Origin of the sequence: Burkholderia sp. Ac-20379 (assembly GCF_017104645.1) — a bacterium.
Taxonomy (GTDB): Bacteria; Pseudomonadota; Gammaproteobacteria; order Burkholderiales; family Burkholderiaceae; genus Burkholderia.
On record NZ_JAAGPF010000245.1, the window covers coordinates 1 to 11,080 of the forward strand.

The following is an 11,080-nucleotide window of genomic DNA, read 5'->3' on the forward strand; positions in this document are numbered from 1 at the left end:
CCGCAGGGCGGGGCGGCCGGGTTGCGCCGGCGCGACGGCCGGCGGGGGCAGGGGCCGGCGCGATCCGGCCCCGTCACGACGATGAAAAATGGCGGCGGATCGATCGCGCGGCAAAGGCGGCGGCATCGGGCTCGCCGGCACTGACGATTCCTCTGCGATGCTGATAACAGTGTGAAGATAACTTCGTTTGCCGCCCCGAACCCCGATGCTAGTCTTGCCTGCAATCGAGTTCGCTGCGCGCATCCTGCGCGCTGGAGGCAAACCATGCAGTCATCCCTCGCGCTGGTGCGCGACCGCGAAACCGCCGACCGCGCGGCCGCGCCGGCGCTGGGCGCCCCGCAGGAATCGTTCGACGCGCTGGAGCGCCAGGTCGGCGTCAACCTCGCCCGGCTGCGCGCCGAGCGGCAACTGTCGCTGGACGCGCTGGCGCGCCTGTCCGGCGTGTCGCGGGCGATGCTCGCGCAGATCGAATCGGCGCGCAGCGTGCCGTCCATCAAGGTGCTCTGCAAGGTGGCGGCGGCGCTGAAGGTATCGGTGGCCGCGTTCCTGCGCCGCCACGCGGTGCTCGGCTTCGAGCATCTGCCGGCCGAGCGCGCGGTGCGCGTGATCGGTTCGAACGGCCGGTTCTCGTCGCGGGCGCTGTATCCGGAAGGCGAGCCGGCCACGGCAGAATTCCACGAGCTGCGCGTCGCGCCGCTGCATACCGAAACCGGCGTGCGCCGCGCACCGGGCACGACGATCAACCTGGTGGTCAGCGAAGGCACGCTCGAAGTGGCCGTCAACGACCGCCGCCAACTGCTGGCGACCGGCGACGCGATCGTGTTCGACGCCGATCAGGCGTACACGCTGCGCAATCCCGGCGATTCGGAAGCGCGCGCGTTTCGCGTGACGATCAACGCCGAAACGCCGCCGCGCTGGGATCTGCCGCAGTAAAAACAGGGTGTCGCGTCGAGCGACGCGCAGGGCACGCCGCCGCCAGCCGGGTCTCCGGCGCGGCGGCGTTGTCGTTTGGGCTTGACGGGAGATCGGGCGAGGGAAGCACGAGGGAAGCGCGCGGGATGCGCGGCTGGCCGGAGCGGCCGGGGCGGAAAAGCGAACGATCGGGGCAGATCGAGGCGCGGGCCGGCAATCTGCCCCCCGCCCGCGCCGCGCACCGGGCGTTCAGTGCGTCTGATGCAGCGCCAGGTACAGCCACGCCGCCGCCGCACCGCCGGCCAGCGGCCCCAGCACCGGAATCCACGCATAGCGCCAGTCGCTGTCGCGCTTGCCCGGAATCGGCAGCAGCGCGTGCATGATGCGCGGCGACAGATCGCGCGCCGGGCTCATCGCATAGCCGGTCGGGCCGCCGAGCGAGATGCCGATGCCGAGCACCAGCAGGCCCACCGGCAGTGCGTCGAGCGCGCCGAGCCCCACCTGCGGCGCGGCCAGATACAGCACGCCGAGAATCAGCACGAACGTGCAGATCGCCTCGGTCAGCACGTTGTGCGCCACGCTGCGGATCGCCGGCGCGGTGCAGAACACCGCGAGCTTCAGGTTGGGATCGACCTCCTTGGCGAAGTGCTGACGATAGGCGAGCCAGACCAGCAGCGCGCCCGCCATCCCGCCGAGCATCTGCGCGGCCACGTAGCCGGCCACCTTCGACCAGGCGAACTTGCCCGCCAGCGCGAGGCTGATGGTGACGATCGGGTTGAGGTGGGCGCCGCTGAACTTCGCGGTGACGTAGACGGCGACGAACACGGCCATCGCCCAGCCCATCACGATGACGATCAGGTCCGCGCCGCGGCCCTTGGTCTTCGCGAGCAGCACGTTGGCGACGGCGCCGTTGCCGAGCAGCACGAGGATCGCCGTGCCGATGAACTCCGCAATATAAGGTGACATGTCAGTGTCTCTCTACCAATGCGGCGGACTCGCGCGTGGCACGGCCCGCCTGCTAGTTATCGATATGGTTGCGTCTCGCCCGCCGCGCGTGTCTGTCGCGCGCGGCGGCGGGCGCGCAGTTTACTGCGTGTCGTCGGCCCACGCCTTGGCGGCGCGCACCGCGCGCTGCCAGCCGGCCAGCGCGGTGGTCACCTGATCGGCCGGCATCGACGGCGAGAAGCGCTGGTCGAGCTGCCACTGGCTGCGCACCGCGTCGAGGTTTTCCCAGTAGCCGATCGCCAGGCCCGCCAGATACGCGGCGCCGAGCGCGGTGGTTTCGGTGATCTGCGGACGCACCGCGTCCACGCCGAGCAGGTCGGCCTGGAACTGCATCAGCAGGTTGTTGGCGCTCGCGCCGCCGTCCACGCGCAACTCGCCGATGCTGATGCCCGAATCGGCTTCCATCGCGGCCAGCACGTCGAGCGACTGGTAGGCGATCGCGTCGAGCGCGGCGCGCGCCAGGTGCGCATCGGTGGTGCCGCGCGTGACGCCGAACAGCGAGCCGCGCGCGCGGGCGTTCCAGTGCGGCGCGCCGAGGCCGGCGAAGGCCGGCACGAGGTAGACGCCGTCGGTGTGCGGCACGCTGGCCGCGAGCTTTTCGATCTCGCCGGCGGTCTTGATGATGCCGAGCCCGTCGCGCAGCCACTGCACCACCGCGCCGGCGATGAAGATGCTGCCTTCGAGCGCGTAGTTGACCTGATCGCCGACCTGCCAGGCGATCGTGGTGACGAGGTTGTTCTTCGACTCGATCGGCTTCTCGCCGGTGTTCATCATCAGGAAGCAGCCGGTGCCGTAGGTGTTCTTCACCATCCCGGAGCTCGTGCACATCTGGCCGAACAGCGCGGCCTGCTGGTCGCCCGCGATGCCGGCCAGCGGCAGCTTGGAGGCGAACACGGTGGTCTTGGTGTGGCCGTAGACTTCCGACGACGCCTTGACCTCGGGCAGCATGCTGCGCGGGATGTCGAGCGCGGCCAGCAGCTCGTCGTCCCATTCACGCGTGTGGATGTTGAACAGCATCGTGCGCGACGCGTTGGTCACGTCGGTCACGTGCAGCTCGCCCTTCGTGAAGTTCCACACCAGCCAACTGTCGACGGTGCCGAACGCCAGCTTGCCCTGCCTGGCCTTCTCGCGCGCGCCTTCGACGTTGTCGAGGATCCAGCGGATCTTGGTGCCGGAGAAGTACGAATCGATCGGCAGGCCGGTCTTGGCGCGTACTTTTTCCTCGAGGCCGTCCTTCTTCAGCGAATCGCAGAAATCGGCGGTGCGGCGGTCCTGCCACACGATCGCGTTGTAGACGGGCTGGCCCGTTTCGCGATCCCAGACGATGGTGGTCTCGCGCTGGTTGGTGATGCCGATCGCGGCGATCGACGTGCCGTTCAGGCCCACGCGCGTGACGCACTCGGCGGCCACGCCGGCCTGCGTCGACCAGATCTCGCGCGGGTCGTGCTCGACCCAGCCCGGACGCGGATAGATTTGCTCGAATTCTTTCTGGGCGATCGACTTGATGTTGCCCTGGCGGTCGAACAGCATCGCGCGCGAGCTGGTCGTGCCTTGATCGAGTGCGAGGATGTATTGATCCTGCATCTGTCTCATCTCCATTCGTAAGTAATTTTGTTTCGCGCCGGCCTCGTCGCGGCGCGCGCTGCTCTCGATCCCGCGCGGCGGCCGGTTGGGGCGCGCCGCGCGTTGCTGCTCGGAACTGCCGTGCGTCAGTGAACCGGGCGTGCCTGCGCCGGTTCGGCGGCCAGCGCGCGGGTGGCCGAGAACCAGGCCTCCACCGCCGCCGTGACCGTGTCGAGCGTGCCGGGCGCGACATGCAGCCCCAGCTTCGAGCGGCGCCAGAGCACATCCTCGGCGCAGGTCGCCCATTCGTGATCGCGCAGGTAGCGCAGCTCGGCCTCGTACAGGCCCGGCGCGATCGCCGCGCCCAGGCCGTCGACCGATTTCGCGCTGGCCACCACGCGCTCGGCGCGGGTGCCGTAGGCGCGTGCATAGCGGCGCGCGAGCGCGGCCGGCAGCCAGGCGTGACGCTGCGCGAATGCCTCGGCGAACGGCGTGAAACGCGCGTTGGCGATGTCGCCGCCCGGCAGCGGCTGGCCCGCCGTCCAGGCCGGGGCGTGCGCGCCGAGCGCCTCGCAGAGCATGCCGGCCGCATCCTCGGCCAGCTTGCGGAACGTGGTGATCTTGCCGCCGAATACCGACAGCAGCGGCGCGCCCTGGCCCGGATCCATCTCGAGCCGGTAGTCGCGCGTGACGGCCGACGCATTCTCCGCGTTTTCGTCCTCGAGCAGCGGGCGCACGCCGGAATAGGTCCAGTGCACGTCGGCCGGCGAGATCTTCCGCTTGAAATAGCGGTTGATCGAATCGCACAGGTATTGCGTCTCGTCGCCGTCGATCGCCACCTTCGACGGATCGTCGCGGTATTCGACGTCGGTCGTGCCGATCAGCGTGAAATCGTGCTCGTACGGAATCGCGAAGATGATCCGCTTGTCCGGGTTCTGGAAGATGTAGGCGTGATCGTGATCGAACAGGCGCTTCGTGATGATGTGGCTGCCCTTGACGAGCCGCACGCTGTGGCGCGCGTCGCGGCCGAGCGCGCCGTGCAGCACCGAGCCGACCCACGGGCCGGCCGCGTTGGCGATCGCGCGGGCGCGCACCTCGAAGATGGCGCCATCGGCGCGCTGCAGGCGCGCCAGCCACTCGCCGTCGGCGCGTTCGGCCGAGATCAGCCGCGTGCGCGTGAGGATCGCTGCGCCGCGCTCGCGGGCGTCCATCGCGTTGAGCACCACGAGGCGGGCGTCGTCCACCCAGCCGTCGGAATAGACGAAGCCGCGCTTGATCGAATCGATCAGCGGGCCGCCGGCCGCGTGGCGGGCCATCGCGATGCCGTGCGAGCCGGGCAGCAGTTCGCGCTTGGCGAGGTGATCGTAGAGGAACAGGCCGATGCGGATCAGCCAGGCAGGGCGCAGGTTCGGCATGTGCGGCATGACGAAGCGCAGCGGCCACATGATGTGCGGCGCCGCGCGCAGCAGCGTTTCGCGCTCCTGCAGCGCCTTGCGCACCAGCCCGAATTCCTTGTACTCGAGATAGCGCAGGCCGCCGTGGATCAGCTTGGTGCTGGACGAGGACGTGTGCGAGGCCAGGTCGTCCTGTTCGCAAAGAAGTACCGACAAACCGCGCCCGGCCGCGTCGCGCGCGATGCCCGCGCCGTTGATGCCGCCGCCGATCACGAGCACGTCGTAGTGCGTCTGTTCAGTCACTGCTGCCCTCTGTCCCATAGTCGAACTCGATATTTTCGAATTCGAAATTTAATGAACAAAAGCGAAAAAGTAAAGTTCGTTTAAGAGGGTCGGTAGCGCGCGTCTTCATCCCGGACGATACTGGCGGGATTGTCTTCATCGAGGAGGAAACATGCGTCAGATCATGGTGGCGGGCGCGCTGGCGCTGCTCGCGGGCTGTTCGGCGGTGCCGTTGCCCGGCGGGTGGGGCGCGCAGCCGAGCTTCGACTCGCTGCAACGGGCCTGCGGCGAGCCGCACGATTACGGCGCCTACAGCGCGTCCGTCTATTCGGCGCTCGGCGACGCCTGGGTGGCGAAGCGGCACGGCCGGCTGAGCGAGGCCGATTTCTGCGCGTTGTCGAACGGGCTGGCCGCGCATCATGCGGCGCTCGGCGCGCAGCCCGACGCCGCGGCGCGCACGGGCTGGATCGATTATCTGAACACGATGCGCGCGCAGGCCGTCACGTGGCGCTCGAAGGCCGATCCGACGTTGCGCGGCGGCTGACGGCCGGTTTCGGGTGCGCTCGCGGCGCGCCCGCGCTCGCATGACCGCCGGCGTTCAAACGAAAACGAACGCGAAAACGAAAACGGCCGCCGTCGGGAGACGGCGGCCGCGGTGTGGGCGGAACCGGTGGGGCGGTCAGGAATAGCGAACCTTGATCGACCTGAGCGCGGCGTCGCCGCTCTCGGTGACGCAGTAGCGGCGGCCCGAACCGAGGGCCTCCAGCCGAACCAGCTGCTGCTCCAGCAGCGCATCCAGTTCGTCGCGTTCCATGTCGGCCTGATCGGGCGCGTCCTTGACGAGCAACAGGGTGGCGAATTCATGCGGACTCAGCATCGTTCTCTCCAGACAAACCGTACTTCTCACGGCCGGACGTGATCCGGGGCGCGTTACCCAGCAGGGAAGGCTCGGGGGGAAATGCTCACGACAGCGCTCGCGGCACGCGAACGCCGGGGATTGGGAGTGTAGTCAACGGTTTCGGGAACCCCAAATGCGGCCCCAAAAATAATTCGGTTGACAATCCGTCACAATTCCAACGGCCGGCTTGACGCGGCAACTTCTTGATTTCACTTGAGGTTTGCGCTGCGATGCAGCACGGGGCGCGGGATCCGGCGCGGGCACGCGCGATGCGGTGCGCGTGCCGCCCGCGTACTTCAATCGGCCACGTACACCTGCGTGCCGGCCGCGCCGATCGTCTCGGTCATGTCCTCGGGCAGCGGCTTGTCGGTGAACAGCGCGTGCACCTGCGACAGGTGGCCCTGCCGCACCAGCGCCGGGCGGCCGAACTTCGAATGATCCGTCACCAGATACACGGTGCGCGCGTGCTGGATGATCGCCTCGGCCACGCGCACCTCGCGCGTGTCGAAATCGCGCATCGTGCCGTCCGTTTCGATCGCCGAGGTGCCGATGATCGCGTAATCCACCTTGAACTGACGGATGAAATCGATCGCCAGCTCGCCCACGATGCCCTTGTCCCACGGCCGCACGATGCCGCCCGTGATCAGCACCTCGCACTCCGGGTAGCCGCTCATCATGCTCGCGACGTTCAGGTTGTTGGTGATCACGCGCAGGCCGCGGTGCCGGTTCAGCGCGCGCGCCACCTCCTCGGTGGTGGTGCCGAGGTTGATGAACAACGAGGCCTGATCGGGGATGTGCGAGGCGGCGAGCGCCGCGATGCGCCGTTTCTCGTCGTGGAACATGCGCTGCCGCGCGCTGTAGGAGACGTTCTCGGAGCTGGTGGGCAGGCTCGCGCCGCCGTGATAGCGGCGCAGCAGGTTCAGATCGGCCAGCCAGTTGACGTCGCGGCGGATGGTTTGCGGCGTCACGTCGAAATGGGTGGCCAGATCGTCGACGGTCACGAAGCCGTCCCGCTGCACCCAGTCGAGCAGTTCCTGCTGGCGGGCATTGAGCGAAAGGCGCGGGTCGCGGGTCGTCATGGTTCGTTCGAAGGCAAGGGAAACGGACGTCCATTGTAAGCAACCGCGCGAACGAACATTTCGTTTTCGCGACCGGGGCTTGCCGGCTTGCTCCGCGCGCGCATTCGCGTTGGAATGGCACTTTCGCTCGCGGCAGCCGCTCCGCCCCGGTGCGCCGAGCCCGTTTCCCTTTTCTCCAGGAGCCGTTGCATGACCCGCTTCAACTGGCAGAACCCCTATCCGTCCGTCCGGCAGCCCGTGTTCGCGCGCAATGTCGTCTCGACCTCGCATCCGCTGGCGGCCCAGGCCGGGCTGCGGATGCTGTGGAAGGGCGGCAACGCCGTCGACGCGGCGATCGCCGCCGCCGCCGCGCTCACGGTGGTGGAGCCGGTGTCGTGCGGGCTCGGCGGCGACGCGTTCGCGCTCGTCTGGGACGGCGTGAAGCTGCACGGGCTGAACGCTTCGGGCGTGGCGCCGGCCGCCTGGAGCCCGGACTATTTCCGCCGCCGCCACGGCGAGGACGCCAACGGCCACGCGCGCCAGCCGCAGCGCGGCTGGGACACCGTCACGGTGCCGGGCGTGATCGCCGGCTGGGAGGCGCTGCACGCGCGCTTCGGCTCGCTGCCGTTCGCCGATCTGCTGGAGCCGGCCATCGAGCTGGCCGAGCGCGGCCATTCGGTGGCCTCGATCGTGGCCGCCAAGTGGGCCGCGGCCGTGCCGGCGCTGCGCGACCAGCCCGGTTTCGCCGATACGTTCCTGCCGCACGGCCGCGCGCCCGAGGTGGGCGAGCGTGTGGTGCTGGCCGGCCACGCGCATACGCTGAAAACGCTGGCCCGCGACGGCGCGCGCGCGTTCTACGAGGGCGCGCCGGGCGAGGCGCTGGCCGCGTTCGCGCGCGACACCGGCGGCGCGATCACGGCCGAGGATCTGCGCGCGTATCGCCCCGAATGGGTCGAGCCGATCGGCAAGTCGTTCCGCGGCCACACGGTCCACGAGATTCCGCCGAACGGGCAGGGCATCGCGGCGCTGATCGCGCTGGGCATCGTCGAGCGCTTCGATCTCGAATCGATGCCGGTCGATTCGGTCGAATCGCAGCATCTGCAGATCGAGGCGATGAAGCTGGCGTTCGCCGACGTCTACCGTTACGTGGCCGATCCGCGCTCGATGGACGTCACGCCCGAGCAGATGCTCGACGACGCCTATCTGGCCGAGCGCGCCAGGCTGATCGACCCGGCCCGCGCGACGCAGTTCGCGCCGGGCATGCCACGCTCGGGCGGCACGGTCTATCTGTCGGCCGCCGACGAGCGCGGCATGATGATCAGCTTCATCCAGTCGAACTACATGGGCTTCGGCTCCGGGCTGGTGGTGCCGGGCCACGGCATCGCGCTGCAGAACCGCGGCTGCGGCTTTTCGATGGATCCAGCCTCGCCGAACGTGGTGGCGGGCGGCAAGCGGCCGTTTCACACGATCATTCCGGCGTTCCTCACGCGCGAGCGCGACGGCCGCCAGGAGGCCGTCATGAGCTTCGGCGTGATGGGCGGCGACATGCAGCCGCAAGGGCACTTGCAGACCCTCGTGCGGATGCTCGCGTACCACCAGCAGCCGCAGGCCGCCTGCTGCGCGCCGCGCTGGAAGGTCAACCGCGATTTCACGCTCGATCTGGAGGCCACGCTCGACCGCGAGACGGCGGCCGGGCTGCAGGCGCGCGGCCACCGCATGCAATCGGTCGACGACACGTACATGGATTTCGGCTCGGGCCAGTTCATCTGGCGCCTCGACGCCGACGATCCCGAGCGCGGCTACGTGGCCGCCAGCGACAGCCGACGCGATGGCCTGGCCGCGGGCTTCTGAGGGCCTGGGCAGGCACCGGCGATGCGCGTCGCCGGTGCCTGCCGGCATGGACGAGGTGCGCCAAATTGCCGCCACTTCACACGCTTTCGCAGATTCGAATTGAATTGCAAACGACTTTCGAATTACCTGCTTGATGCGGTGCAATAGGCGACACGGAACTGCGTATCGCGGGAGCGGTCTGTGACTGAAGGCACGTTCAGGAAGTTCCGGCTAAGATAAGCGGATCCAGATCGAAATAATTCATTCATATCCGCTTCGTCCGCAGGCCGCGAGGCTGCCGGGCCGGCCACACGGCCGCGCCGCAACCGGTCGCGCCATCGGAACGAAGTGCTTGGGAGCGCATACGATGCTGGCCGAAACGAAGCATGTGATGCCTTGGCGCATCGAAGACATCGACCTCACGCGGATCGACCGCGCGAAGGCCGCCGCCGACGAAGACCTGCTGCTGCTGCTGTGCGCGGCGTCGTTCATCGAGAGCGGCTCCGATCTCTACACGAGCAATTTGAGTCAGTTCTTCGGTGAGGATCCCGAAGTAGCCGATTGGCTCAACGAGCAGTGGGAACACGAGGAACTGCAGCACGGCCGCGCGCTGAAGGCCTATATCGGCTACGTGTGGCCCGAGTTCGACTGGGATCTCGCGTTCAACAACTTCTTCGACGAATACTCGAAAACCTGCTCGCTCGAAGCGTTCGAAAAAACGCGCGCGCTGGAAATGGTGGCGCGCTGCGTGGTCGAAACCGGCACCGCCACGCTCTACCGCGCGATCAACGAGTGCTCGGACGAGCCGGTGCTGAAGGAAATCACCAACAACATCCGCTCGGACGAAGTGCGCCACTACAAGCACTTCCTCAAGTATTTCAAGAAGTACAACGCCGTGGAGGGCAATGGCCGGATGGCCGTGCTCGGCGCGCTGCTGCGCCGCCTGCTCGAAATCCGCAACGAGGATTCCGAGATCGCGCTGCGCCACGTGTTCGCGATTCGCTATCCCGAGAAGGTGCGCGACACGGCCTACAACCGCGATCGCGTCGTGCGCGTCAACCAGTTGGTGCGCCGTCATCTGTCGGCCGACATGTGCGTGAAGATGCTGCTCAAGCCGCTCGATCTGCCGTCGCGGATCCAGCCCGGCGTGCAGTACCCGCTGACCAAGCTGACCCAACACGTCTTCTTCCGTTGATTCCCGCCCCGGGCGCGCCCGCGCCCCTTCTCCGGAGCCCGGCATGAGCGCGGCCGATCGCGCCGCGCTCGAGCGCTCGACGTTCGACGCCTGGCCGCCCGCCTGCCTCGCGCTGTTCGACGGCGAGGCGCTGGACGGCAAGCTGTCGTTCACGGCCTCGCTGGTGATCGTCGATCGCGAGGCCGAGCCGCCCGATGCGCGCACCACGCTGCTGAGCGTCGGCGAACTGTACGCGCCTGATCCCGGCTCGCTCTATCTCGCGTTGTGGCCGCGTTCGCGCGGGGCGCAACTGCTGGCGCGCGAGCGCGCCGCGGTGTTGAGCTTCGTGGCCGACGGCGCCTTTCATCAGGCGCGGCTGCGCGTCGAGCCGGCTGGCGCGACGGGCGACCGCCCGGCCGACGACGGCACCGGCGTGGCCGGTCTGGCCTGTTTTCGCGCGACGCTCGCTGGCGGCGAGGCGCAGCGCGTCGGCTATGCGCGACTCACTTCGGGCATTACGTTCGAACTCGACGAGAAGCGCGACGCCGTGGTCGCGCGCTGGGCGCGCCAGATCGAGCAGATCCGGCTGATTGCGGCGGCCGCGCCGCGCTGACGCACGGCTGATCGGCTTTGTGGACGGGCGACGGCGCGAGCCTTGCGCCCGCACCGTTCGGCTTCCCGCCCGTTACTTCCTTCGCTTGAAACGGCCTGACGGCCCAATCCGGCCCAATCGGCGCGGCCGGCATTGCGCCGCCGTGCCGCGTGGGCCGTCTGGCGGCGATCAATTGCCGCGCGAACCGCTGCGCGAGGTGCGATTGCGGTTGGCGTGCCCGGCATTGCCGTTGCCGCCGCCCGCCGGACGTCCGCCGCCCGGTTGCGCCGGGCGCGGCTTGGCTGCGCCGCCATTGCCGGCGCCTTGCGCGGCCTTCACCGGCTTCGCGGCCGGCTTGCTGCCTGCCGGCTT

At 68.6% G+C, this 11,080-nt stretch carries 10 protein-coding genes and 1 pseudogene; 5 read left to right on the forward strand and 6 right to left on the reverse strand.

Annotated features, from left to right (window positions below; genetic code table 11):
* The first annotated feature begins 264 nt into the window (after window positions 1-264).
* Window positions 265-933, forward strand: coding sequence for an XRE family transcriptional regulator (locus tag G3N92_RS24440; RefSeq protein ID WP_206130176.1), 669 nt, complete (start codon window positions 265-267; stop codon window positions 931-933).
* Between the two features lie 228 nt (window positions 934-1,161).
* Here the strand turns inward: G3N92_RS24440 and G3N92_RS24445 are convergent, their stop codons facing one another.
* The 3 genes from G3N92_RS24445 to glpD all read right to left on the reverse strand — a co-directional run bounded on the left by G3N92_RS24445 (window position 1,162) and on the right by glpD (window position 5,177).
* Window positions 1,162-1,878, reverse strand: a complete 717-nt coding sequence (locus G3N92_RS24445; RefSeq protein WP_206130177.1) for an MIP/aquaporin family protein — start codon at window positions 1,876-1,878, stop codon at window positions 1,162-1,164.
* A 120-nt stretch (window positions 1,879-1,998) separates the two neighbouring features.
* Window positions 1,999-3,501 carry a glycerol kinase GlpK gene (gene glpK / locus G3N92_RS24450; RefSeq protein ID WP_206130185.1) on the reverse strand — a complete coding sequence of 501 codons (1,503 nt, stop codon included), beginning with the start codon at window positions 3,499-3,501 and terminating at the stop codon, window positions 1,999-2,001.
* A gap of 125 nt (window positions 3,502-3,626) precedes the next feature.
* On the reverse strand, window positions 3,627-5,177 hold the full coding sequence (gene glpD / locus G3N92_RS24455) for a glycerol-3-phosphate dehydrogenase (RefSeq protein ID WP_206130178.1): 1,551 nt from the start codon (window positions 5,175-5,177) through the stop codon (window positions 3,627-3,629).
* A 151-nt stretch (window positions 5,178-5,328) separates the two neighbouring features.
* On the opposite strand from glpD, the gene G3N92_RS24460 reads away from it, so the two are divergent.
* Window positions 5,329-5,700 carry a hypothetical protein gene (locus tag G3N92_RS24460; RefSeq protein ID WP_206130179.1) on the forward strand — a complete coding sequence of 124 codons (372 nt, stop codon included), beginning with the start codon at window positions 5,329-5,331 and terminating at the stop codon, window positions 5,698-5,700.
* A gap of 135 nt (window positions 5,701-5,835) precedes the next feature.
* Here the strand turns inward: G3N92_RS24460 and G3N92_RS24465 are convergent, their stop codons facing one another.
* Both G3N92_RS24465 and G3N92_RS24470 read right to left on the reverse strand, forming a co-directional pair.
* Window positions 5,836-6,033, reverse strand: a complete 198-nt coding sequence (locus G3N92_RS24465; RefSeq protein ID WP_206130180.1) for a phage tail assembly chaperone — start codon at window positions 6,031-6,033, stop codon at window positions 5,836-5,838.
* Window positions 6,034-6,350: 317 nt separating this feature from the next.
* Window positions 6,351-7,133: a DeoR/GlpR family DNA-binding transcription regulator gene (locus G3N92_RS24470; protein ID WP_206130181.1), complete on the reverse strand. Its 783-nt coding sequence runs from the start codon at window positions 7,131-7,133 to the stop codon at window positions 6,351-6,353.
* A gap of 189 nt (window positions 7,134-7,322) precedes the next feature.
* Here G3N92_RS24470 and G3N92_RS24475 point away from each other — a divergent pair, with 189 nt between their 5' ends.
* From G3N92_RS24475 to G3N92_RS24485, 3 genes are all read left to right on the forward strand, one after another.
* A complete protein-coding gene (locus G3N92_RS24475; protein WP_206130182.1) occupies window positions 7,323-8,963 on the forward strand; it encodes a gamma-glutamyltransferase family protein in 1,641 nt (546 codons plus the stop codon).
* A gap of 346 nt (window positions 8,964-9,309) precedes the next feature.
* Window positions 9,310-10,137 carry a ferritin-like domain-containing protein gene (locus G3N92_RS24480; protein ID WP_206130183.1) on the forward strand — a complete coding sequence of 276 codons (828 nt, stop codon included), beginning with the start codon at window positions 9,310-9,312 and terminating at the stop codon, window positions 10,135-10,137.
* Between the two features lie 43 nt (window positions 10,138-10,180).
* A complete protein-coding gene (locus tag G3N92_RS24485; RefSeq protein WP_206130184.1) occupies window positions 10,181-10,729 on the forward strand; it encodes a hypothetical protein in 549 nt (182 codons plus the stop codon).
* A gap of 168 nt (window positions 10,730-10,897) precedes the next feature.
* Here the strand turns inward: G3N92_RS24485 and G3N92_RS24490 are convergent.
* Window positions 10,898-11,080, reverse strand: a pseudogene (locus G3N92_RS24490) (RNA helicase); the annotation flags it as partial.

What these genes read in the sequence shown, in the direction of transcription:
- G3N92_RS24440 (WP_206130176.1), top strand. Translation starts at nt 265, where the DNA reads ATGCAGTCATCCCTCGCGCTGGTGCGCGACCGCGAAACCGCCGACCGC.
- G3N92_RS24445 (WP_206130177.1), bottom strand. Translation starts at nt 1,878, where the DNA reads ATGTCACCTTATATTGCGGAGTTCATCGGCACGGCGATCCTCGTGCTG.
- glpK (WP_206130185.1), bottom strand. Translation starts at nt 3,501, where the DNA reads ATGCAGGATCAATACATCCTCGCACTCGATCAAGGCACGACCAGCTCG.
- G3N92_RS24460 (WP_206130179.1), top strand. Translation starts at nt 5,329, where the DNA reads ATGCGTCAGATCATGGTGGCGGGCGCGCTGGCGCTGCTCGCGGGCTGT.
- G3N92_RS24465 (WP_206130180.1), bottom strand. Translation starts at nt 6,033, where the DNA reads ATGCTGAGTCCGCATGAATTCGCCACCCTGTTGCTCGTCAAGGACGCG.
- G3N92_RS24470 (WP_206130181.1), bottom strand. Translation starts at nt 7,133, where the DNA reads ATGACGACCCGCGACCCGCGCCTTTCGCTCAATGCCCGCCAGCAGGAA.
- G3N92_RS24475 (WP_206130182.1), top strand. Translation starts at nt 7,323, where the DNA reads ATGACCCGCTTCAACTGGCAGAACCCCTATCCGTCCGTCCGGCAGCCC.
- G3N92_RS24480 (WP_206130183.1), top strand. Translation starts at nt 9,310, where the DNA reads ATGCTGGCCGAAACGAAGCATGTGATGCCTTGGCGCATCGAAGACATC.
- G3N92_RS24485 (WP_206130184.1), top strand. Translation starts at nt 10,181, where the DNA reads ATGAGCGCGGCCGATCGCGCCGCGCTCGAGCGCTCGACGTTCGACGCC.